The following is a 21,750-nucleotide window of genomic DNA, read 5'->3' as shown; positions in this document are numbered from 1 at the left end:
AGATCCCGAAAATCGGGTTTTCTCAGACGCAAACTTACCCAGGGGGATGGGTGTTTGGCCGTGGTCCTCTGAATACTCGCACCCGGATTTCAGCGATTTCTGCCGTCCACGCGGGTGTCTTCGCAAGAAGGCGGAGGATTGGTGGTCCGCCGCCTTTGTGAGTGGTGACGTCTCAGTGCTGAACGCTTTCTGTTAGCAACAAGCTAGCGCGATACAGCGGTTTTCCAAGGTTTAACGGCTAAAAACTGAATGAGCTGTCGCCGTGTTTTCAGCCGCATGTTGAAAGTAAGCCCAGCGCCATAAGTAGCCATGTCTGCGAATTTTGAAACACGCGCAGGCTTACCGGTTCGATTTGGGCAAGCCTGTGCCGAATTATCCCCGAATTGTCGGCAAAAACCGGCGTGCGGGTTTGCAAGGATTGCGACTTGCTCTGGTTTATGCCCTTTAATATCCACTTTAACTAACCTGTTTTATGGCGGCATGATGATGGGTAGCCTGTTCTCTATTCCTGATCCGATCGCTTTGCCGGTTACCGGCGAGGACGACACATACCCGGTTGGGCGAATCTTTTGTGTGGGCAGGAACTATGCCGCACATGCGGCTGAAATGGGACATGAGGTCGACCGTGAGGCCCCTTTCTATTTCACCAAGGCCGCTGCAAACGCGGTCCTGTCTGGGGTGACGACGGCTTACCCTCCGGGGACCGAAAATTTCCACCATGAGATGGAGCTGGCTGTTGCAATCGGAAAGCCGGTTTTTCAAGCTGATACTTCTCAGGTGCAGGAAGCGGTGTTTGGCTTTGGCTGCGCCCTGGACATGACCCGACGTGATCTGCAAATTCGCGAGCGCAACAAACAGCGCCCTTGGGATCTTGGAAAAGATTTCGAGAATGCAGCCGTATTTGCCCCTCTGACCCGCGTGAGCGATTGGCAACCCGACCCGCAAAAACGCATCATTTTGCGCGTTAATGGCGAAACCCGGCAGGACGCAACCTTGGATGAGCTGATCTGGTCGATTGACGAGATCATAAGTCACTTGTCCGGCTATTATCATCTGCGACCAGGGGATTTGATCCTGACCGGAACGCCGGCTGGTGTAGGACCGGTTCAGCCCGGAGATTCACTGGAGGGGGAGATTGACGGGTTGCAGCCGGTCAAATTGAGTATATCAGACCCTAAATAGGGTCTTTTTGCCAATTCTCGGCAAATTCTATGTCATCCAACCCGGCAAAGCGACGAACCCGGTCCAGTTCGGCCTGTAGGCGGCGCGTGCGGGCATCTGACCACCGTACTGTTCGTTCTGGCCACAGGGCGCTGACCCGCAGCACCGACTGATCGCGATGGGCCTTCATGTCGATCCGGCCAATCAGCCGGTCGCCTTCGAGAAGCGGGAAAACATAATAGCCATAGGTGCGTTTCGGGGCGGGGACAAACACCTCGATCCGGTAGTGAAACCCAAACAGCCGCTGCGCACGGTCACGGTCACGCAGCATGGGGTCAAACGGGCTCAGCACTCTGATCCGACCCGGCGCTGGGGGGATCTGCGCGGCTTGTTCAGCAACATCCGGGCGTGCAAACAGTTTCCTGACCTGACCATTGGCACATTCGATCTCGATCTCTTCGACATGGCCCTCGGTCAAGGCGGTTTTGCACCAGCTTCGGGTTTCTGCGGTGCTGACCGTATCCCAAAACGCCGCCAATTCGCCCGAGGTCGCAAACCCCAGCCGGTCAAGTGCCGCATGGCACAACCAATCCACGGTCTGTTCGGCGTCATAAGGCATATTGCCGGGGCAAAGATGCGTCTCGATCACCCGTTCGGTCAGGTCATAGCGTTTCTGAAACCCCTGCCTGCCGATCACCGTCAGCGCGCCCGAGCGCCACAGGAACTCCAGCGCGGTTTTCGACGGGTGCCAATCCCACCAGCCGCCCGAGCCCTTCTTTTCGTCTTTTCCCACATCCGATGAGGAAACCGGCCCATGATCGCGGATATGCTGCAGGACGGTTTCGAACTGCTGCTCGAACCCATCCCTCCGCCAGTTTTTCCAGCGCGATTTCAGCAGGTTGGCGTCGCGTTGAAACCGCAGATGCCAATGGGGGTAGAACTCCATCGGGATAACGGCCGCGTCATGGGTCCAATGTTCGAACAGCCCGCGATCCCGTTCATACACATGCTTGAGGTTTTTGGCGCGATAGGCGGGCCTGCGCGAAAACAGGATCATGTCATGGGCGCGGGCGACCGTGTTGATACTGTCCAGCTGAACAAATCCCAGACGTCTGATCAATTCGAGCAGGTCAGACCCTTTCGCAGCCCCGCTTGGCTGTTCTGCCAGCGCGTGCCGGTCCATGAACAGGGCGCGGGCCGCCCGATTGTTCAGCCTTTGCATCGCCATGGGTCAGCGGCGTTTCAGCGTATCGCCATAACTGATCTTGGGGGTCAGAGTTATGCGGTTTTCGACCTCGGAAGCGGGATCGGAAAGCTGAACGGCGATTATCTCGGCTGCTTTGCGCCCAATCTCGTGTCGACATGCATCCATTGTGGCCAGCTTGCGCGGCAGGCCCTGTAACAGTTCGACATTGTTGAACCCTGCCAAACCGATCTGGCCTGGAATGTCTATCCCCTGGTCCAACAGATACAGCAATCCACCAGCACCAATCATGTCGTTGGAATAATACAGGAAATCCAGATCCGGTGAGCGTTCCAACATGGCTTGAGTCATCTCGCGGCCTTTGGCCAAGGCCGAGCCGCCGGAATAGAACTCGCGGTCTTCGATCTCGATCCCATGCTTGCCCAGCACTTCGGTAAAGCCTTCGAACCGTTTCCGAGCGCGGTGATCCAGGGGCATTTTGGTGCCCATAAAGCCGATATGTTCATAGCCCGCTTTCAGGATCGCCTGTGCCATCTCACGTCCAGCGCGGCGATGGGATATCCCGACCATCGCGTCCACCGGCTTACCATCGGTGTCCATGATCTCGACCACCGGAATCCCCGCCGAATCCAGCATAGCGCGTGCGGCATCGGTATGTTCCAATCCGGCGATGATCACGCCCGAGGGCCGCCACGAGAGCATCTCGTACAGGACTTTTTCCTCTTTTTCGGGCAAATAATCGGTGACGCCGACCACTGGCTGTAGCTCGGTATCCTCAAGAATCTGATTGATCCCGGTCAGCACCTCGGGGAACACCATGTTCGACAGCGACGGGATGATCACCGCCACAAGGTTCACCCGGCTTGAGGCAAGCGCACCAGCGATTTTGTTCGGCACGTATCCCAGCTCTTTTGCTGCGGCCAGAACGCGTGTGCGGGTCGCATCCGACACGTCACCCCGATTGCGCAGAACCCGGCTGACCGTCATCTCAGACACTCCGGACGCTTCAGAAACATCACGAAGGGTGAGCGGGCGTTTGTTTTCTGTGGTCACGGGGTGCACCTGCATTGTTGTTTTGTCCGATGGTAGCGTGAACAGGACGCATTTTACAACTGTCCTTCAAAGCCGATGACAACCCGAAAAAACCACGCTACAGAGAGTTTTGCGCGGCCCCGTGGCTCAACTGGATAGAGCAGCCCCCTCCTAAGGGGCAGGTTGCAGGTTCGAATCCTGCCGGGGTCGCCAAGTTATCTAATGAAATCATTTATTTTCCAAACTTTAGACAATTCATTCGCTTCGAAAGGTGACACATGACGAATAATTGGTTCGGATGAGCCAATCAAAACATCCATCGCCGAGAATGAATTTCTTTTGGGGCGAGTGCGGCAAAACAAATTACTGGTCCGAAAGTCGACCGGATATTGTCCGTTCTTGCTCTGTGACGGGGCCAGCCTCGCGAATTTGTGGCATTCGCCAGCTTAGGCCACCGGTCCTGTTGCGCACCCAGCCAATGAGCGCGGCGCTAGATTTATTCTTCGCTGATCTCAGATTGCATAACACCAGGCTGACCACGGCCGGCCTCCCAAAGCCTTACAAAAAACTGGCTTCAATAGGGGGGTAAAAGAAAAAGGGCCCCCAAGCGGCGGCCCTTGATCGTTTTGCAGTGAAAGCTGGGATCAGCCGTTCACGCTGTCCTTCAGCGCCTTCGCAATGGTCATTTTGACCACTTTGTCGGCTTCTTTCTTGAACTGCTCGCCGGTGGCAGGGTTACGCACCATGCGCTCGGGGCGCTCGCGACAGTAGATTTTGCCGACACCAGGCAGGGTCACCGCGCCGCCCGCCGACACTTCGCGGGTGATCAGGCCGGTCATGGCCTCCAGCGCAGTGTTCGCAGCTTTCTTGTCGGTTCCCATTTCCTCAGCGAGAGCAGCAACCAGCTGAGTCTTTGTCATAGGCTTTGCCATTTCTTGGTCTCCTTAACGTGCCCGATAAATAGGGCCTCACCGCGTAACTGTAACGGGATATTGTAGGTGAACACAACGAATAGTAGCGTCGAAAACCCTAAAAATAGGGGGAATTCGTTGCTTTTTTGCTTCAGAGAAAGGCCGTTTCATCAAAGGAACGCAATTTCCGGCTGTGCAGGCGCTCCAGCGGCATGCCCCTCAGGTGCTCCATCGCACGAATTCCGATCGCGAGATGGCGGCTGACCTGCGTGGTATAGAAGGCAGAGGCCATGCCAGGAAGCTTTAATTCGCCGTGCAGCGGCTTGTCTGAAACACAGAGCAACGTGCCATAGGGAACACGGAACCGATAGCCGTTGGCGGCAATGGTGGCGCTTTCCATATCCAGCGCGATTGCCCGTGATTGGCTGAGCCGCTGTACCGGGCCGGACTGGTCGCGCAGTTCCCAGTTGCGGTTATCGACCGAAGCGACGGTGCCTGTGCGCATGACCCGTTTCAGCTCATAACCTTCCAGCTCGGTGACCTCGGCTACAGCCTGTTCCAGCGCAACCTGAACCTCGGCCAAAGGCGGAATCGGCACCCAGACTGGAAGGTCATCATCCAGAACCTTGTCTTCGCGCAGATAGGCATGGGCCAGAACAAAATCGCCCAATGCCTGTGTGTTGCGCAGCCCGGCGCAGTGGCCAACCATCAGCCAGGCATGCGGGCGTAGCACGGCGATATGATCGGTCGCGGTTTTGGCGTTCGACGGACCGACGCCGATGTTGACCAGCGTGATACCCGATCCATCCGCCCGCTTTAGGTGATAGGTTGGCATCTGCGGCAGCTTCAGGGGTTGTTCCAGCGCTCCGCCTTCGGTGGTGATCTCGACATTTCCGGTCGAGACAAAGCTGGTATAGCCACTGTCTGGTTCGGCCAGCTGCGCGCGTGCATAGTTTTCGAATTCCGAGACGTAGAACTGATAGTTGGTGAACAGCACATGGTTCTGGAAATGACTGGGATCAGTCGCAGTGTAATGCGCCAGCCGGGCCAGTGAATAGTCGACCCTTTGCGCAGTAAACAAAGACAGCGGGCCGTCTTCTTCCTCGTGGTCATGGACGCCATTGACGATGTCGTCATGAGTGGTTGTCAGGTCCGGTACGTCGAATACATCGCGCAGGGTAAATCCGGCGGCGCCCTGATGCGGAACTATCAGATCAGGATTGTTGGCCACGGCGAAATGAACCGGAATGGGTGTGTCCGAGGCCCCGATCGTGACCGGCTGGTCATGGTTTCTGATCAGCAGGGCAATCTGTTGGGTCAAATAGGACCGGAACAGATCTGGCCGCGTTACAGTGGTCGAGTGGATGCCCGGTTCCGAGACGTGACCGAAACTTAGCCGGCTGTCGACCCGCGCATAGGAGGAGGTTTTGATGCGAATTTCCGGGTAATAGGCTCTGAAGCGTTCAGTTGGTGCTCCGTGCTCGATCACATTGGCAAAGTTCTCGCACAGGAAGCTGGTGGCTTGCTCGTACAGTTCTTCCAACCTTGCGACCGCGGCTGCGGGATCGGTGAAGTTCTCGGGCGCGGGGGCCTTAGGTGCTCGTATTATTGTCATGCAAGGGGTTCCAAAAGATCGATCTTTTCAAATTTGCGCACATCCACCAGCCCGACATCCGAGATCCGCAATTCCGGGATCACCACCAGGGCCAGCAATGAGTGCTGCATATAGGCGTTGTTCAGTTTACAGCCACAGGCCTGCATGGCCCGAACCATTTGTTCGGCCTTGGCGGCCACTTCGGCTGCCGGGCTATCAGACATCAGTCCAGCGATGGGCAGTTCCACCAGCGCCAGTTCCTCACCGTCTCGGAAAATCGTGATGCCACCGCCGATCTCGGCCAGCCGATTTGCGGCAAGGGCCATCTGTTCGCGGTCGGTCCCAACAACAATCATATGGTGACTGTCATGGGCAACGGTCGAAGCCATTGCCATGCGCCCCTGATATCCAAACCCCGAGACAAAGGCATTTGTGACCCCGCCCGTTGCGCGGTGGCGTTCGACAAGCGCAATCTGGCAGACCTCACCCTCGGCTTCAACCAGGCCGCCAATGATGGGCAGTTCGGCCTTTAGCGCTTTGGTCGGGGCCTGGTTTTCGACCACACCAATCACATTGGCCTGAACGCGGTTCGCCCCCTTAGGGGCCTCGATCTGAAAATCCGCGCTGGTCAGGGCATGGCCCAGATGCACGGTGTTTCGAGCGGCTGCAGGCCAATTCAGATGCGGGCAGTCCACAGTGATCTTGCCGTCCTCTGCCACGATTTGGCCGCGCGCTATGACAAGCTCGATGGGCAGGTCCTTCAGGTCCGAGCTGAGGATGATATCCGCCCTGCGCCCGGGCGTGATCGAGCCGATATCGCGCTCCAACCCGAAATGCGTGGCTGTGTTGATGGTCGCCATCTGCAACGCGATCAACGGATCACAGCCGCAGGCAATCGCATGGCGCACCACGCGGTTCATATGCCCTTCATTGACCAGGGTACCAGAATGGCAATCATCCGTGCACAGGATGAAGTTGCGCGGATCCAGCCCTTTTTCGGTGATGGCGGTGATCTGAGTTTCCACGTCATACCAGGCCGATCCCAATCGCATCATCGACCGCATCCCTTGACGCACCCGCGCGATGGCATCGGCCTCGCAGGTGCCTTCGTGGTCGTCGGCAGGGCCGCCTGCGACATAAGCTGCGAAATCAGGCCCTAAATCAGGCGAAGCATAGTGCCCGCCAACGGTTTTCCCTGCCCGTTGGGTCGCGGCAATCTCGGCCAGCATCTTGGGATCGCCATGAATGACGCCTGGGAAATTCATCATCTCGCCCAGTCCGATGATGCCCGGCCAGTTCATCGCCTCGGCCACGTCTTCGGGGGTGATCTCATAACCGGTGGTCTCAAGCCCTGGCGCCGATGGCGCGCAAGAAGGCATCTGGGTGAAAATGTTAACGGGCTGCATCAGCGCCTCGTCATGCATCATACGAACGCCGTCCAGGCCCAGCACGTTGGCTATTTCGTGCGGGTCAGTGAACATGCTTGTCGTGCCATGAGGGATAACGGCCCCCGCAAATTCGGCCGGGGTCAGCATTCCTGATTCGATATGCATATGCCCGTCGCACAGGCCGGGCAGCATATACCGCCCCTCTGCCTCGATGATCCGGGTGTTCGGGCCGACGCAGTGCGAAGCATCGGGGCCAACATAGGCGATACGTCCATCGACAATCGCGATGTCATGATCGGGCAGGGCTTCGCGGCTGTGCACGTTAACCCAGATCCCGCAGCGGACAACAAGGTCAGCGGCTTGACGCCCTGCGGCGACAGCGATCAAACGGGGGGCGGTATCGGGCCAGCTTGGGAAAGGTGTGAATTCCATGGCCCAACTTTCCCGAACGCACGGAAAGGTGCAACCCCTGCTCGGCAGTTATCATGATTCCGTCATGCAGCGCGTCAGCGCTGTTGTGCCTAGCCCCGTGAAGGTCCCTTAAGAGCCGCTATGCTAGGCAGGAGAGCCACGGCCTAGCCAGGGAACGTTTTCGCAATCTCGCGCCGGACCCATTCGGCAAAGGCAATCGCTCCTGGTGACTCTTCTGCCTGAGGCGACAGCAACAGGTAATAAGCCTCTGGCACAACCGCGCGATATTCGAATGGTGCAACCAATCGACCTTCATCAATCAAGTCGCGCGCGATTGTGTCATGCGTCAGGCACAAGCCGCCCCCGGCCATCGCAACCGACAGGCTGACCAGATAGGTGGTGGAATATGTGATCGGAGGATTTTCCCAAATTAGACCCTGATCTTCGATCCAATTCTGCCAATTCGACAGCAGGTTTGAGCAGTCATACAAGGGGGTTCGCTGTAGTGTATCCAGCGAAACCTCATAGCCAGGCGCGCAAACCGGATAATAATGATCGGATCGCAGTAGTTCGGTTCGCACCGTGTCCGAAGGTCTGAGCGAAAACCGAATTTCTACCGCAGCCCCCTCCGCCATTTCCCGGGGCTCCCACAACTCGGTGAATATGTTCAGCTGTACAGACGGGTGTTCAGCCTGAAACATTGGAAGGCGGGGGGCCAGCCAGTTGACCGCAAAAGTGATGTTGCATTGTACCTGCACCGCGTTCTGCTGGGCCCCGGTCACGGCCCGCGTTCCGCGCAGTAATGTGCGAAATGCCTCACGCACGACAGGGAGATAGCTGATCCCGGCCCCGGTCAGTTCAAGTGCGCGGGGACGGCGCAGGAAAAGCGGTTGGCCAAGATAGGCCTCAAGCGACTTGATTTGCTGGCTGACTGCACTTTGTGTCATGTTCAGGTCGCGCGCTGCCGCGGTAAAGGACAGGTGGCGGGCCGCGGCCTCGAAAGTCCGAAGCCAACCCAACGGGGGCAGCTGTTTTTGCATGGGCATAACCTGGCCATTAGTTCAGCTTATGAAATAGGCGCGATTTTTTCGTTGGTCAATTTTTTCTACTGCGGGCACGATTTTCCAATCAAGCAATCCGCTGACAGGAGACGGAAATGAGCGTTGCCAGCTTGCGCCCCAATATTGACCATTGGCCTGAGCGTGTGGATCTGGCGGCCACATTTCGATGGGCTGAACGTCTGAATATGCACGAAGGGGTTGCAAACCATTTTAGCTTGGCGGTGAATCAGGACGGCACGCAATTCTTGATGAACGCCAATCAGATGCATTTTGCACGAGTCAAAGCATCGAACCTGCTTTTTCTGGATGCCAAAGACGCTGATGTCATGACCCAACCCGGCGCACCGGACCCAACTGCCTGGGGCCTGCATGGTTCGATTCACCGGCACTGTCCTCATGCCCGCTGTGTAATGCATGTGCATTCCATCTTTGCCACGGTTCTGGCCTCGTTGGCCGACAGCACATTGCCGCCGATCGATCAGAACACCACTACGTTCTACAACCGTTATGTGGTCGATCACGAATTTGGTGGACTTGCTTTCGAAAGCGAGGGGGAACGTTGCGCAACCATGCTGGCAGACCCAAAAAAGAAAGTCATGATCATGGGTAATCATGGGGTTTTGATTTTGGGCAGTAACCCGGCAGATGCCTTTAATAGACTCTATTATTTCGAGCGCGCTGCCGAAACGTATATCCGTGCCTTACAGACCGGCCAACCCCTGCGCGTTTTGTCAGACGAGATTGCGGAAAAGACCGCGCAAGAGTTGGAAGATTATCCCGATCAGGCCGAGGCACATCTGCGTGAGATCAAGGCGCTGTTGGATGCTGAAGGCTCGGATTACGCAAGCTGACGAGATACCCGGATGACGGATTCTGATCAAAATCCCGAAGCAGCCCGCTGGCACTATCACCCTCAGGGGCCGGTGGCTTTGAACCCGTTGTTCAACTGGCCACCCCGCCCATCAGCGGTGTTAAGGTGGTATGGTGGCGCGTGGCTGCAAATTACTTCTCTGACGCTGTGCATGGGGCTTGCTGCAACGGTCTATGTGCTGTTTTTCCCGGGTTTAGAGACGATGAAGACCTTCCAGCCCGGCTGGATGTTCCGAATCTGGTTGCTGAACATGGTGCCTCAGATTCTGGTCGCGGGCGGGCTGCATTGGTGGCTGTACATGCGCAAAGGGCAGGGCATGTACAAGAAGTTCGACCGCCGGGATCTGACCCGGGACAACGGGACCTTCACCTTTCGCAATCAGGTCTGGGACAATATCTGGTGGACCCTGGGCAGCGCCATGAGTGTCGCCACGATTTACCAATGGGGGATCTATTGGGCGATGGCAAATGGCTATGTCCCCACGGTCACATGGTCCGCCGCACCGGTCTGGTTTGTGATCTGGATGTCGCTAATCCCCATGTGGTCGGGGCTGCATTTCTATTGGGTGCATCGGCTGGAACATCACCCCAAGCTCTATAAACATGTCCACGCCGTGCATCACCGCAACGTCAATATCGGGCCGTGGTCGGGGATATCAAATCACTGGTTTGAGAACCTGTTGTACTTCACCACCTATTTCATCCACCTGATCGTGCCGTCGCACCCGATACATTTGTTATTCCACGCCTATTTCCAGCAGGTCAGCCCGGTTCTGTCCCATTCCGGGTTCGAAAAGCTGAAAGCCGGGGAGACCGAGGCCGCCCGCGCAGGCGATTTTTTCCACCAGCTGCATCACCGGTATTTCGAGTGCAACTATGGCACCTCAGAGATCCCGTTCGACAAGTGGTTTGGCACCTATCATGACGGCTCAGCCGAGGCGACGACGCGCACGCGGGCTTATAAAAAGCAGATGTATACCTAGCCGACCCGTAGGGCACGGGGGGTGATCCCGAATTCGGCTCGGAAGGCGCGGGTCAGGGCGCTGGGATCATCGTATCCGGCCCGCAGGGCGATCTCGCTGACAGTCAGGTCGGTTTCTGCCACCAGCTTCCGCGCTAAATTCAGGCGCAAGCGGCGATAGACCTGGGCCGGACCCGCACCCAGTTCGGCCTGCATTCGTGTCGACAATGCCTTGTGTGAGCGCCCGACCTGTCGGGCGATATCCGTAATGGGCAGCGGGGTTTCAAGATTTTCCTGCATCAATGCCAAGGCCTTGTTCACATACCCACTGGTTGCCCCGACCCCTCCGGAATGCGACCGAGCGGAATCGCGGGTCATGAACAACTGCGCGACTTCCAGTGCCAGTGCCTGCCCCTGGTCATGACCGATCAGATGCAACACAAGATCAAAAGCTGCCATGGCGCCGGAACAGGTAATGCGATTCCGGTCTAGGACATACCGCTCGCGCCGGGCGTCGATCTCGGGGAACCGCTCGGTAAAGCCGGTCAGCTCTTCCCAATGGATGGTGGCGCGATACCCGTCCAGCAGTCCGGCCAGCGCCAGCAGCCAGCTTCCGGTGTCCAGCCCAGCCAGAACGTCATAGCGATTTGCGGCGGATCGCAATCCGGTCAGCGTCGGCCAGCCGCCATGCGCGCGAAACCCATATGATGGCATCACCATCAATGTACCGCCGCGGGCAGATTGCAGTCTTGCGTGCGGCGTAACCTGCAACCCCGAGGATGATGTGACCGGCCCTTCTGTCAGCGACAGGAATTCCCAGTCATACAGCTTTCGTCCAGCCAGCGAATTGGCCGCGCGCAGGGGTTCGACGGTGTTGGCAAGGCAATGGTTTGAAAACCCATCAAAAAGCAGAACCCCGAATTGCTGCATCGCGGCAGGCGATTTTGTCCATCTTCGCATGGTTAACGTCTATTTCTGCACGATGAACTTTGCAACCCGCGCCACGATATCGCAAGCCCTAGATGTGGAGACCGCAGATGCAATATGGCCTGACCGACGAGCAAGAGATGATCGCCGCGACTGTTCGCAGTTTCGTCGAGAAAGAGATCTATCCACATGAAGAGCTGGTTGAACGTACCGGCGAAGTTCCGCAGGAAATAGCGGATGAGATCAAGCGCAAGACAATTGAATTGGGTTTCTATGCCTGCAATTTTCCCGAAAGCGTCGGATGTGCCGGGCTGAACCATCGGGAATTTGCACTGGTCGAGCGCGAACTGGGCCGGGGATCGATGGCCTTGAACCACTTCTTTGGCCGTCCGCAAAACATCCTGATGGCCTGCGAGGGCGAGCAAGTCGAACGCTATCTGATGCCCGCAGTTCGGGGCGAAAGGATGGATGCACTGGCGATGACCGAACCAGGTGCAGGTTCGGATGTGCGTGGTATGAAATGTGCCGCAGTTCGAGACGGCGGAGATTGGGTCGTCAACGGGACCAAACATTTCATCTCGGGCGCGGAGCATGCCGATTTCATCATCGTTTTCATCGCGACGGGTGAAGATCAGACGCCAAAAGGTCCAAAGAAACGGATCACAGCCTTTCTTGTGGATCGCGGCACGCCGGGATTCACCATCCGGGACGGGTATAAATCGGTCAGCCACCGGGGCTATAAGAACATGGTCCTGGATTTTGACGATTGTCGCCTGCCCGACAGTCAGGTGTTGGGCGAGGTCGATGGCGGGTTCGAGGTGATGAATACCTGGCTATATGCCACCCGCATCACCGTGGCGACCATGTCGGTCGGACGCGCACGTCGCGCCTTTGACTATGCGCTGGACTATGCAGCCACGCGTGAACAATTCGGTCAGAAAATCGGCAAGTTCCAGGGCGTGTCATTCCAGATCGCCGATATGATCACCGAAATCGATGCCGCTGACCTGTTGACGCTGGCAGCGGCCGACCGGCTGGACAAAGGGCTGCCTGCAAACCGCGAGATTGCCTCGGCCAAGCTTTACGCCTCCGAGATGCTGTCGCGGGTGACCGATGCCGCGATTCAGGTGCATGGCGGCATGGGGCTGATGGACGATTACCCGCTGGAACGGTTCTGGCGCGATGCGCGCGTCGAACGCATCTGGGACGGTACCAGCGAGATTCAGCGTCACATCATCAGTCGTGAGCTGTTGCGGGCACTTGGCGCATGACAACGGCGCTGGCACGGGCGTTGAACCCAAGCTCCATTGCCGTGATCGGTGGTGGGGCTTGGTGCGCGTCAGTCATTCAACAGGCGCGCAAGTTCGGGTTTCAGGGCGATATCTGGCCGGTCCATCCCAAAGCCTCTGAGGTGGCCGGAGAGCGCGCTTTTGCGCGGCTCGAGGATTTGCCCACGGCCCCGGATGTGGCCTTTGTGGGCATCAATCGTCATGCAACAATCGAGGCGGTTCAGGCGCTGGCAGCGATCGGGGCAGGGGGTGCGGTTTGTTTCGCGTCGGGGTTCACCGAGGCGCGAGCCGAGGATGATTTGGGCGCGGATCTGCAGGACCAGTTGATAGCAGCCGCCGGGGAAATGCCTGTTCTGGGTCCCAACTGCTATGGTTTCGTCAACGGGCTGGATCAAGTCGCAGTCTGGCCGGATCAGCATGGGATGCAACCGGTGGAACGAGGCGTAGCGATCCTGACGCAAAGTTCGAATATTGCAATCAACATGACCATGCAACGCCGGGCCCTGCCGCTGGCGTTCATGCTGACCTGCGGGAATCAGGCGCAGACACATCAGGCTGACGTTGCCTCAACACTTCTGGACGACGACCGGATCACCGCTATCGGTGTTCATATCGAGGGGTTTGGCGATCTGCGAAAATGGGAGGCTTTGGCCGACAAGGCACGCAGACGGGGCGTATCGGTCGTTGCTTTGAAAATGGGCCGCTCGTCCCATGCGCAGGCGGCGACGATTTCGCATACCGCGTCTTTGGCAGGTGGTGATGCGGGCGCGCAGGCGTTTCTGGACCGGTTGGGAATCGCACGGTTGGACGACATTCCCAGCTTTTTGGAATGTCTCAAGCTGTTGCATGTCACGGGTCGGTTGGACGGCACCGGGTTGAGCACGATCAGCTGCTCGGGTGGTGAGGCCAGCCTCGCCGCCGATATGTCAGAGGGGCGTGATCTGCATTTCCCCCCCTTGACCGAGGCACAGAAAACTGACCTGCGGGCGGCTTTGGGCCCAATGGTGGCGTTGGCGAACCCGCTAGACTACCACACCTATATATGGCGCGATACCGAAGCGATGACCCGCGCGTGGTCGGCGATGACCGGGCCAGAACAGGCCATTACCATCGCGATTGTCGACTATCCTCATACCGACGCGTCGGATTGGGAGTGCGCCACCCAAGCGGCGTTGAACTGCGCTGCCCGGACCGGGCGACCCTTTGCCGTTGCCGCGACATTGCCCGAACTGATGCCCGAGGATGTGGCGAAGCGCCTGCTGGACGGCGGTGTGGTGCCCTTTGCCGGTCTGCATGAAGCCTTGGCTGCGGTTGAGGCCGCCGCGCGGCCGGTTGCGGCACCGGCTGATCCGGTACTGTTGCCCTCGCAGGCTGAGGCAGACCATGTCTTGACCGAAGCAGAAGCCAAACGGGCGCTGGCAGATCATGGTCTGCGGATTCCTCAATCCGTAGTGACGCGTCCGGACAAGGCTGCGCATGCTGCATCGAATCTGACCGCGCCTTTCGCGGTCAAGGGCGTCGGGCTTGCGCATAAATCCGAACACGGTGCGGTGCGCCTTGGCGTCGGCTTGGACGATCTGAGCGCGGTTGCGACCGAGCTTGGAACAGACGAAGTTCTGATCGAAGAGATGGCCCAAGGCAGTGTTGCCGAGTTTTTGATCGGCGTCACCCGTGATCCGGCCCATGGCTATGTTCTGACGCTAGGAGCAGGAGGCGTGCTGACCGAAATTCTGCGCGACAGTGTTTCAGTGCTGATCCCGTCATCCCGGGACGTGGTCCGTCAGGCGCTGGGCAAGCTGAACTGTGCGCCGTTGCTTGCGGGGTATCGCGGTAAACCGGCGGCGGATACCGAGGCGATCCTGAATGCAGCCGAGGCGGTGCAAGCCTATGTTATTGCCAATGCAGCCCATGTCAGCGAAGTTGAAATCAATCCACTCATCTGCAATCCCGATGGCGCTGTGGCCGTGGATGCTCTGATCCGAAAGGCACGTATATGAACCCGGTTAAAACCAAGCGCGATGGCGCGATTCTGCAGGTCACTCTGGACCGACCCAAGGCAAATGCCATTGATCTGGCCACCAGCCGGATCATGGGTGAAGTGTTCCGCGAATTCCGCGATGATCCTGAGTTGCGCGTGGCCATCCTGACCGGTGGTGGCGAAAAGTTCTTTTGCCCGGGGTGGGACCTGAAGGCCGCCGCGGACGGAGACGCCGTGGACGGAGATTATGGAGTCGGCGGTTTTGGCGGGCTGCAGGAATTGCGGGATATGAACAAGCCTGTCATCGCCGCGGTGAACGGGATTGCCTGTGGTGGCGGGCTGGAACTGGCGCTGAGTGCGGATATGATCATCGCTGCAGAGCATGCCAGCTTTGCCCTGCCCGAAATCCGGTCGGGCACCGTGGCCGATGCGGCCAGTGTAAAGCTGCCAAAACGCATCCCCTACCATATCGCGATGGAACTGCTGCTGACTGGCCGCTGGTTCGATCCGGTTGAGGCAAAAGGGTGGGGCCTGATCAACGAGATTGTCCCAAGTGATCAGCTTTTAGACCGGGCATGGGAACTGGCCCGTTTATTGGCCAGCGGCCCCCCGCTGGTTTACGCGGCGATCAAAGAGATCGTGCGCGACGCCGAAGATTCCAAGTTTCAGGATGCCATGAACCGGATCACCGGGCGGCAGTTGCCGACGGTGGACATTCTATATGGTTCTGAAGACAACCTCGAAGGCGCGCGCGCCTTTGCCGAGAAACGCGACCCGGTCTGGAAAGGGCGCTGAGCGGGTTCAGATCTTCTCGAACATTGCGATAAGGGCGGTATCGTCCCGGTTGGGCCCGGCAGCCAGGTCGCCGTAGATTCGAACTTCGGGCAGGGACAGGTTTTGTATCTGCCCATGGGCAAGCTGGTGCAGTGCGTCAGCAAATCCCAGAGATTCGTAGTGTTTCGCGTTAATCGACAGAGCGAATTGCGCGCCTGTCCGGGCCACGTTCAACAGCGCGGGCAGGGCCTCGGGGCCGAGATGGCCATGGGTAAATGTGCCCGAGGACACAATGCCCGAATAGCTGTCGCGCGGCACCGGGATGCCCTGGTTCAGGTCAGCCTCAATCGCGTCGCGGTAGATGTCTTTGCGCAGGGCCTGATCCAGCATCTCGGCGCTGATATCGGTGGCGTCGATCGGACCAACGCCCAACCCGGCCAGTACCGCACCGCAAAGCCCGGTGCCTGCACCGACATCCAAAACCGGACCCTGTCCCCCGGCGCTGACAAAGGCGCGGGCGGTGTGGATATGCAACTGATAGTCCTCGCGCGCCGCAAAACCGTCATCATAGTCGCCGGCCCATTCGGCATAAAGCCGTTTGTGGTCCTCGGGGCTGTCTAGCGCATAAGCTGCATGCAGGTCGGGCGATTTTGTACTCATGACTCATGAAAGGCGTATGTGGGGATTCGAATCAAGTATCCAGTGGCGGGTGCTTGCATCTTGGACCATTGGCGATCATCAAGAAGGATATGGTTAAGACACTCTTTTCATTCGGTCACGGATATTCGGCGCAGGCCCTGTCGCGGCATCTTGAACCGGCGGGTTGGCGCGTATTCGGAACTACGCGCGATCCGGCGCAATCGGGTGCGGTCCGCGCATCCGGTGCCGAACCGGTGATCTGGCCCGGTCAGACGGTTGATTTGGACGGGGTAACACATCTGTTGATTTCGACCGCGCCGAATGCGGGCGGAGATCCAGTGCTGGCGGCGCTTGGCGACAAAATCGCTGACCGCGCAGGTCAGTTCGATTGGATCGGATACCTTTCCACAACCGCAGTCTATGGGGACCACAAAGGCGGTTGGGTGGACGAGGCGACCCTTCCTTCACCAATGGCCGAGCGCGGCAGGTGGCGCGTCCGGGCCGAGACACAATGGCAAGACATTCCGGGCCTGCCCGTCCACATCTTTCGCCTTGCCGGGATATATGGCCCCGGGCGCGGCCCATTTTCCAAACTTAAACGGGTGGGAATGCGCCGCATAATCAAACCGGGGCAGGTGTTCTCGCGCATCCATGTGGCGGACATCGCGCAGGTGCTTGCGGCGTCGATGGCATCGCCAAACCCAGGTGCGATTTACAATGTCTGTGACGATGAGCCGGTGCCGCCACAGGATGTCATCGCCTATGCGGCTGAGCTGCAAGGCCTGCCTCTGCCCGCTGCGGTTCCGTTCGACCAGGCCGATATGTCCCCGATGGCCCGAAGTTTCTATAATGAAAACAAGCGGGTCAAGAATGACCGGATCAAGGATGAACTGGGTATCCGGCTTTTGTATCCGGATTACCGCGCTGGACTGCAGGCCCTGATGAAGGACGGCTGAGCCCTTATCGGGCGGTGGCTTTGATCAGGTCCGCGGCTTTCTCGGCGATCATGATGGTTGGGGCGTTGGTGTTTCCCGAAACCAGAGTAGGCATGACCGATGCATCGACCACGCGCAGCCCCTCGATCCCGCGCACACGCAGTTCGGGGTCAACCACGGCCATCGCATCCACACCCATTTTGCAGGTTCCGACCGGGTGATAGATCGTATCGGCGCGAGCGCGAATATGGTGCTCCCAATCCGCATCGGTCTGAGCGTCATCCATGCCGTACATCGCTTTGTGCCGGAATTTACTGAAGGCCGGCGCGTGCAGAATGTCTTTGGTCATACGCGCGCCCTTGATCAGCGTGTCCAGATCGCGGTTATCGGACAGGTAAGCCGGATCAATGGCCGGAGCGGCAAAGGGATCGGCGCTGTGCAGCCCGACCGTGCCACGGCTTTCGGGGCGCAATTTGCACACATGGCAGCCGAACCCATAGCCATAATGCAGCTTCCTTGCATGATCATCGGCCAAGGAAATGACGAAGTGCAGCTGGATGTCGGGGCGATCCAAATCCGGGGAGGTTTTCAGAAACGCGGCGCCCTCGGCAAATGGTGTGGCCGCCATCGACTTGCCGGTCTTACGCCAGCGCCAAATATGTCCTGCGAAATTCAGTGCGGCAGCGACACCGATGCCGAATGTGTTGGTGTCCCGGGTTTTATAGAGCAGCGTGAAATCCAGATGGTCCTGCAGGTTCTTGCCAACGCCCGGCAGGTCGTGCCGCACCTCGATCCCATGTTTGACCAGATCATCAGCGGCACCAATCCCGGATAGCTGCAACAACTGCGGAGTTTGAAGTGCACCGGCGCAAACCAGAACCTCGCGCCTGGCGGAGACAGTGATATCCGCACCTTTGGCCTTTTTCCTGTACACCACACCGGTGGCCCGCTTTCCTTCAAAGGTCAGCTCTTTGGCATGGGCGTCGGTAATGACCGTCAGGTTCGGGCGGTCCATGACCGGAAAGACATAGGCCGCCGCTGCCGAGCATCGCTCGCCATTCTTCGACGGGTCGTGAAACTGTGTGACCTGATACAGACCAACGCCCTCGTTATCGCCCCGGTTGAAGTCCCGGCTTCGGCGGTGCTGCATCTGTTCGGCAGCTTCAATAAAGGCAAGCGTGATCGGGCGCGGCTGTTTCTGGTTTGACACGTGCAGAGGGCCGCTGTCGCCGTGATGGTCGTCGGCACCATCTTCGTTATGTTCGGACATCTTGAAATAGGGAAGGACGCTGTCCCAGTCCCAACCGGCACAGCCCAGTTCAGCCCAGCCATCATAGTCCTGACGCTGACCCCGGACGTACAACATTGCGTTAATCGCGCTGGACCCGCCCACCGTCTTGCCGCGCGGCTGATATCCTTTGCGGCCGTTCAGCCCCGGTTGGGCCACGGTTTCAAATGCCCAGTTGTTGATTTTCGGCCGCCCCGGCAGCGAGGCCACTGTTGCCGCGGGCAATCTGGTAAGCATGCCGTTGCCGCCGTTTCCGGCTTCAAGAAGGCAGACACGTATTCCAGGATCTTCGCTCAGACGACCGGCAAGAACCGAACCGGCGGATCCTGCGCCGACAATTACATAATCAAATTGCATTCAGACTCCAAAAATTTTCGGAACCGGCAGCCAAATACGCCAGTCAATCTGTATTAGGCGCGGATCCGAACAAAAGAACCCGCGCTCGTGTCGTTCATAAAGACAGTGGTCGCATACGGATGAAAAACAAGGGCTGTGGTCTATATGTGACCCAAGGTTATTCAGGGATTTGAAAATTGCTCCGATTGCGCGGGATCCGGGGATGTTCTCTTCATAATTATTTCCTATGGTTTTCATCATTAAACAAAACTTTTATGCATGAATGCAATTTGCTATTTCTGACTAGGTCAGGACTTCAGGAATACCGATACCCTTGCCAGATGCTCAGCGTATTTGGATGGGGAAGACGTGTCTTGAATCTGTGTTCTTGATTACCACGAATTTCACTGCGCAAGATCGCCGGATATTAGCTAGGATTGGAGACCGATATGGACGGAAGTGATAACCCCAAAGCAGGCGGATGCCCTGTGATGCACGGCGCTGGAACCCGTTCCAACCGGGATTGGTGGCCGAACCAGCTAAACCTGTCGATCCTGCACCAGCACGGAGCGGCGTCGAATCCTCTGGGTTCGGATTTCGACTATGCTGAAGAGTTCAAAAAGCTGGATATGAAGGCGCTGAAAGAAGACCTATATGCGTTGATGACGGATTCACAGGAGTGGTGGCCGGCGGATTATGGCCATTATGGTGGTCTGTTCATTCGGATGGCCTGGCATAGTGCAGGCACCTACCGGACGGCAGATGGCCGTGGCGGGGCCTCGACCGGGAACCAGCGTTTTGCGCCGCTCAACAGTTGGCCGGACAACGGTAACCTCGACAAGGCGCGTCGTCTGCTGTGGCCGATCAAGCAAAAATACGGAAACCAGATTTCCTGGGCTGACCTGATGATCCTGGCAGGTAACTGCGCCATCGAATCCATGGGTGGCAAAACCTTTGGTTTTGCCGGCGGCCGTGCCGATATCTGGGCCCCCGAAGAAGACATCTATTGGGGAACCGAGACAGAATGGCTGGCCCCGACCGACAATCCGCAGAGCCGGTATTCCGGTGAGCGCGATCTGGAAAATCCTCTGGCCGCAGTGCAGATGGGCCTGATCTATGTAAACCCTGAAGGTCCGGACGGAGAGCCCAACGTTCTGGCTTCGGGTCGTGACATCCGCGACACCTTTGGCCGGATGGCAATGAATGACGAGGAAACCGTTGCTCTGGTTGCTGGTGGTCACACCTTCGGCAAGGCGCATGGCGCGGGTGATCCCGATCTGGTCGGCCCCGAACCCGAAGCCGCCCCGATCGAAGAGATGGGCTTTGGTTGGATCAACAAGTTTGGGTCCGGCAAGGGTGACGATACCACCACTTCAGGGGTAGAGGGCGCCTGGACCGCAAATCCGATCCAATGGGATAACGGCTATTTCGACCTGCTGTTCGGATATGACTGGAACCTGACCAAAAGCCCTTCGGGCGCGTGGATTTGGGAACCGGTGAATGTCAAAGAAGAAGACATGGCCCCGGCGGCGCATGACGCGTCGAAGAAGGTCAAAACCATGATGACCACCGCCGACATGGCGATGCGCATGGACCCGATCTATGGTCCGATCTCAAAGCGTTTTCACGAGAACCCGGAAGAATTCGCTGACGCTTTCGCCCGTGCATGGTTCAAACTGACCCACCGCGACATGGGCCCGCGTTCGAATTACATCGGCGAGGAATCTCCGGCCGAGGAACTGCTGTGGCAAGACAATGTCCCCGCCGTGGATCACGAGCTGATCGGTGACGCGGATGTGGCCGAGCTGAAGGCTAAGATCGCGGCCACAGGCCTCTCGGTGTCCGAGCTGGTTTCGACCGCATGGGCTTCGGCCTCGACCTTCCGCGGCTCGGACAAGCGCGGCGGTGCCAATGGCGCACGTATCCGTCTTGCTCCGCAGAAAGACTGGGACGCGAACGAACCGATGAAGCTGGCCAAGGCAATGACCGCGCTTGAGGGCGTTCAGGCGGCGTTCAACGGCGCACAATCCGGGGGCAAGAAAGTGTCTCTGGCCGACGTGATCGTTCTGGCCGGTAATGTGGGTGTCGAACAGGCCGCCAAGGCCGGCGGTCAGGAGGTTGAGATTCCGTTCACCCCGGGCCGCACCGATGCGACGCAAGATCAAACCGATGTGGACAGCTTTGCCGTGCTCGAGCCCGAGGCCGACGGCTTCCGCAACTATCAGAAGACGGATTATTCGGTTTCGCCCGAAGAGCTTCTGGTCGACAAAGCCCAGCTGCTGACGCTGTCGGCGCCTGAAATGACCGCGCTGGTTGGCGGTCTGCGCGTGATCGGCGCCAATTTTGGTGACACCAAGCATGGTGTGTTGACCGACCGCGTCGGCACGCTCAGCACCGACTTCTTCACCAACCTGCTGGACATGGGCACCGAATGGAAACCCGCGGGCAAGGGCGTCTATGAGGGTCGGGACCGCGCCAGCGGTGAGGTCAAGTGGACCGGTACCCGCGTCGATCTGGTCTTCGGCTCCAACTCGCAGCTGCGGGCTCTGGTCGAGGTCTACGGTCAGGCAGGCGCAGAAGGCAAATTTGTCTGCGACTTCGTCTCGGCCTGGAACAAGGTCATGAATGCAGACAGGTTCGATCTGAAGTAAGCCTGCGACCTTCGCAGAATTTGCGCCGTCTGAGGAGACTCGGGCGGCGTTTTGTTTGCCCCGGTTCCGGGCGCATACCCAGCATTGGGTACGATTCCGCCCAGGGGCTGTTCTTTCCCCCATTCCGTGCGGTCCGTTACCGGCTCGGAAGAGAGAATTATTAAGCTAACCTGTTGTTTTCATTAACCTAGAGAAGTTTCTGTTAAGAAATGCAAAGTTTTTTCAGATTGGGGGTTGCAGGTCCCAGACCTAATCCGTAAATACCCCTTCACCGGCGCTGCTGAGGCGCTTGTGACACACTGGAGAGACGGTGGGACGGGTTGGAGAGACGGCCGGACGC

17 protein-coding genes and 1 tRNA gene are annotated in these 21,750 nt (G+C 58.1%); 9 read left to right on the top strand and 9 right to left on the bottom strand.

From position 1 onward, the window contains the following. The first annotated feature begins 483 nt into the window (after positions 1-483). Positions 484-1,182 (top strand): fumarylacetoacetate hydrolase family protein, encoded by a 699-nt coding sequence (locus tag AC2FLB_RS20190; RefSeq protein ID WP_496693083.1) that lies wholly within the window; start codon positions 484-486, stop codon positions 1,180-1,182. Here AC2FLB_RS20190 and AC2FLB_RS20185 read toward each other — a convergent pair. Together AC2FLB_RS20185 and AC2FLB_RS20180 are read right to left on the bottom strand one after the other, a co-directional pair. Continuing rightward, positions 1,175-2,389: a winged helix-turn-helix domain-containing protein gene (locus AC2FLB_RS20185; protein ID WP_496709954.1), complete on the bottom strand. Its 1,215-nt coding sequence runs from the start codon at positions 2,387-2,389 to the stop codon at positions 1,175-1,177. The two genes, AC2FLB_RS20190 and AC2FLB_RS20185, sit on opposite strands and share 8 nt — an antisense overlap. Before the next feature lie 3 nt (positions 2,390-2,392). Continuing rightward, entirely contained in the window at positions 2,393-3,418 is a 1,026-nt protein-coding gene (locus tag AC2FLB_RS20180) for a LacI family DNA-binding transcriptional regulator (protein ID WP_496690504.1), read from the bottom strand. Between the two features lie 115 nt (positions 3,419-3,533). Between AC2FLB_RS20180 and AC2FLB_RS20175 the strand changes: the two genes are divergently transcribed. After that, a tRNA-Arg gene (locus AC2FLB_RS20175) sits at positions 3,534-3,610 on the top strand. Positions 3,611-4,041: 431 nt separating this feature from the next. Here AC2FLB_RS20175 and AC2FLB_RS20170 read toward each other — a convergent pair. The 4 genes from AC2FLB_RS20170 to AC2FLB_RS20155 all read right to left on the bottom strand — a co-directional run bounded on the left by AC2FLB_RS20170 (position 4,042) and on the right by AC2FLB_RS20155 (position 8,741). After that, positions 4,042-4,329 (bottom strand): HU family DNA-binding protein, encoded by a 288-nt coding sequence (locus AC2FLB_RS20170; RefSeq protein WP_142637567.1) that lies wholly within the window; start codon positions 4,327-4,329, stop codon positions 4,042-4,044. Positions 4,330-4,459: 130 nt separating this feature from the next. Beyond that, a complete protein-coding gene (locus AC2FLB_RS20165; protein WP_496709953.1) occupies positions 4,460-5,923 on the bottom strand; it encodes an AMP nucleosidase in 1,464 nt (487 codons plus the stop codon). Next, on the bottom strand, positions 5,920-7,722 hold the full coding sequence (ade, locus tag AC2FLB_RS20160; RefSeq protein WP_496709952.1) for an adenine deaminase: 1,803 nt from the start codon (positions 7,720-7,722) through the stop codon (positions 5,920-5,922). The genes AC2FLB_RS20165 and ade overlap by 4 nt, the downstream gene beginning before the upstream one ends. Before the next feature lie 143 nt (positions 7,723-7,865). Further along, the gene (locus AC2FLB_RS20155) at positions 7,866-8,741 is read right to left on the bottom strand and encodes a LysR family transcriptional regulator (RefSeq protein WP_496693079.1); all 876 of its coding nucleotides are present in this window, start codon (positions 8,739-8,741) and stop codon (positions 7,866-7,868) included. A gap of 116 nt (positions 8,742-8,857) precedes the next feature. On the opposite strand from AC2FLB_RS20155, the gene AC2FLB_RS20150 reads away from it, so the two are divergent. Together AC2FLB_RS20150 and AC2FLB_RS20145 are read left to right on the top strand one after the other, a co-directional pair. Further along, complete coding sequence (locus AC2FLB_RS20150; protein WP_142637575.1) at positions 8,858-9,613, top strand: class II aldolase and adducin N-terminal domain-containing protein; 756 nt, start codon at positions 8,858-8,860, stop codon at positions 9,611-9,613. Positions 9,614-9,625: 12 nt separating this feature from the next. Continuing rightward, positions 9,626-10,615: a sterol desaturase family protein gene (locus tag AC2FLB_RS20145; RefSeq protein WP_496709951.1), complete on the top strand. Its 990-nt coding sequence runs from the start codon at positions 9,626-9,628 to the stop codon at positions 10,613-10,615. Here AC2FLB_RS20145 and AC2FLB_RS20140 read toward each other — a convergent pair. Next, positions 10,612-11,553, bottom strand: a complete 942-nt coding sequence (locus AC2FLB_RS20140) for a GlxA family transcriptional regulator (RefSeq protein WP_496703623.1) — start codon at positions 11,551-11,553, stop codon at positions 10,612-10,614. The genes AC2FLB_RS20145 and AC2FLB_RS20140 overlap by 4 nt on opposite strands. Positions 11,554-11,630: 77 nt before the next feature. Between AC2FLB_RS20140 and AC2FLB_RS20135 the strand changes: the two genes are divergently transcribed. From AC2FLB_RS20135 to AC2FLB_RS20125, 3 genes are read left to right on the top strand one after another with little or no spacing between them, the layout of a single operon-like run. After that, the gene (locus AC2FLB_RS20135; protein ID WP_281973960.1) at positions 11,631-12,791 is read left to right on the top strand and encodes an acyl-CoA dehydrogenase family protein; all 1,161 of its coding nucleotides are present in this window, start codon (positions 11,631-11,633) and stop codon (positions 12,789-12,791) included. Beyond that, positions 12,788-14,806 carry an acetate--CoA ligase family protein gene (locus AC2FLB_RS20130; RefSeq protein ID WP_496709950.1) on the top strand — a complete coding sequence of 673 codons (2,019 nt, stop codon included), beginning with the start codon at positions 12,788-12,790 and terminating at the stop codon, positions 14,804-14,806. Before AC2FLB_RS20135 ends, AC2FLB_RS20130 begins: the two co-directional genes overlap by 4 nt. Continuing rightward, positions 14,803-15,582, top strand: a complete 780-nt coding sequence (locus AC2FLB_RS20125) for a carnitinyl-CoA dehydratase (RefSeq protein ID WP_496709949.1) — start codon at positions 14,803-14,805, stop codon at positions 15,580-15,582. The genes AC2FLB_RS20130 and AC2FLB_RS20125 overlap by 4 nt, the downstream gene beginning before the upstream one ends. Before the next feature lie 6 nt (positions 15,583-15,588). Here the strand turns inward: AC2FLB_RS20125 and AC2FLB_RS20120 are convergent, their stop codons facing one another. Next, the gene (locus tag AC2FLB_RS20120; RefSeq protein WP_142637587.1) at positions 15,589-16,221 is read right to left on the bottom strand and encodes a class I SAM-dependent DNA methyltransferase; all 633 of its coding nucleotides are present in this window, start codon (positions 16,219-16,221) and stop codon (positions 15,589-15,591) included. A gap of 89 nt (positions 16,222-16,310) precedes the next feature. Between AC2FLB_RS20120 and AC2FLB_RS20115 the strand changes: the two genes are divergently transcribed. After that, on the top strand, positions 16,311-17,156 hold the full coding sequence (locus AC2FLB_RS20115; RefSeq protein ID WP_496709948.1) for an SDR family oxidoreductase: 846 nt from the start codon (positions 16,311-16,313) through the stop codon (positions 17,154-17,156). A gap of 4 nt (positions 17,157-17,160) precedes the next feature. On the opposite strand, the gene AC2FLB_RS20110 is transcribed toward AC2FLB_RS20115, so the two are convergent. Beyond that, positions 17,161-18,780: a GMC family oxidoreductase gene (locus tag AC2FLB_RS20110; RefSeq protein WP_496709947.1), complete on the bottom strand. Its 1,620-nt coding sequence runs from the start codon at positions 18,778-18,780 to the stop codon at positions 17,161-17,163. A gap of 428 nt (positions 18,781-19,208) precedes the next feature. Between AC2FLB_RS20110 and katG the strand changes: the two genes are divergently transcribed. Then, complete coding sequence (gene katG / locus AC2FLB_RS20105) at positions 19,209-21,410, top strand: catalase/peroxidase HPI (protein WP_496709946.1); 2,202 nt, start codon at positions 19,209-19,211, stop codon at positions 21,408-21,410. The last annotated feature ends 340 nt before the right edge of the window (positions 21,411-21,750 follow it).

The organism is Ruegeria sp. CDSA236 (genome assembly GCF_059611285.1).
The sequence above is the reverse complement of the archived record's forward strand: the minus strand, read 5'-3'. Positions and strand labels throughout refer to the sequence as shown.

What these genes read in the sequence shown, in the direction of transcription:
- AC2FLB_RS20190 (WP_496693083.1), top strand. Translation starts at nt 484, where the DNA reads ATGATGGGTAGCCTGTTCTCTATTCCTGATCCGATCGCTTTGCCGGTT.
- AC2FLB_RS20165 (WP_496709953.1), bottom strand. Translation starts at nt 5,923, where the DNA reads ATGACAATAATACGAGCACCTAAGGCCCCCGCGCCCGAGAACTTCACC.
- AC2FLB_RS20150 (WP_142637575.1), top strand. Translation starts at nt 8,858, where the DNA reads ATGAGCGTTGCCAGCTTGCGCCCCAATATTGACCATTGGCCTGAGCGT.
- AC2FLB_RS20140 (WP_496703623.1), bottom strand. Translation starts at nt 11,553, where the DNA reads ATGCGAAGATGGACAAAATCGCCTGCCGCGATGCAGCAATTCGGGGTT.
- AC2FLB_RS20125 (WP_496709949.1), top strand. Translation starts at nt 14,803, where the DNA reads ATGAACCCGGTTAAAACCAAGCGCGATGGCGCGATTCTGCAGGTCACT.
- katG (WP_496709946.1), top strand. Translation starts at nt 19,209, where the DNA reads ATGGACGGAAGTGATAACCCCAAAGCAGGCGGATGCCCTGTGATGCAC.
- AC2FLB_RS20170 (WP_142637567.1), bottom strand. Translation starts at nt 4,329, where the DNA reads ATGGCAAAGCCTATGACAAAGACTCAGCTGGTTGCTGCTCTCGCTGAG.
- AC2FLB_RS20115 (WP_496709948.1), top strand. Translation starts at nt 16,311, where the DNA reads ATGGTTAAGACACTCTTTTCATTCGGTCACGGATATTCGGCGCAGGCC.
- AC2FLB_RS20185 (WP_496709954.1), bottom strand. Translation starts at nt 2,389, where the DNA reads ATGGCGATGCAAAGGCTGAACAATCGGGCGGCCCGCGCCCTGTTCATG.
- AC2FLB_RS20130 (WP_496709950.1), top strand. Translation starts at nt 12,788, where the DNA reads ATGACAACGGCGCTGGCACGGGCGTTGAACCCAAGCTCCATTGCCGTG.
- AC2FLB_RS20110 (WP_496709947.1), bottom strand. Translation starts at nt 18,780, where the DNA reads ATGCAATTTGATTATGTAATTGTCGGCGCAGGATCCGCCGGTTCGGTT.
- AC2FLB_RS20145 (WP_496709951.1), top strand. Translation starts at nt 9,626, where the DNA reads ATGACGGATTCTGATCAAAATCCCGAAGCAGCCCGCTGGCACTATCAC.
- ade (WP_496709952.1), bottom strand. Translation starts at nt 7,722, where the DNA reads ATGGAATTCACACCTTTCCCAAGCTGGCCCGATACCGCCCCCCGTTTG.
- AC2FLB_RS20135 (WP_281973960.1), top strand. Translation starts at nt 11,631, where the DNA reads ATGCAATATGGCCTGACCGACGAGCAAGAGATGATCGCCGCGACTGTT.
- AC2FLB_RS20155 (WP_496693079.1), bottom strand. Translation starts at nt 8,741, where the DNA reads ATGCAAAAACAGCTGCCCCCGTTGGGTTGGCTTCGGACTTTCGAGGCC.
- AC2FLB_RS20120 (WP_142637587.1), bottom strand. Translation starts at nt 16,221, where the DNA reads ATGAGTACAAAATCGCCCGACCTGCATGCAGCTTATGCGCTAGACAGC.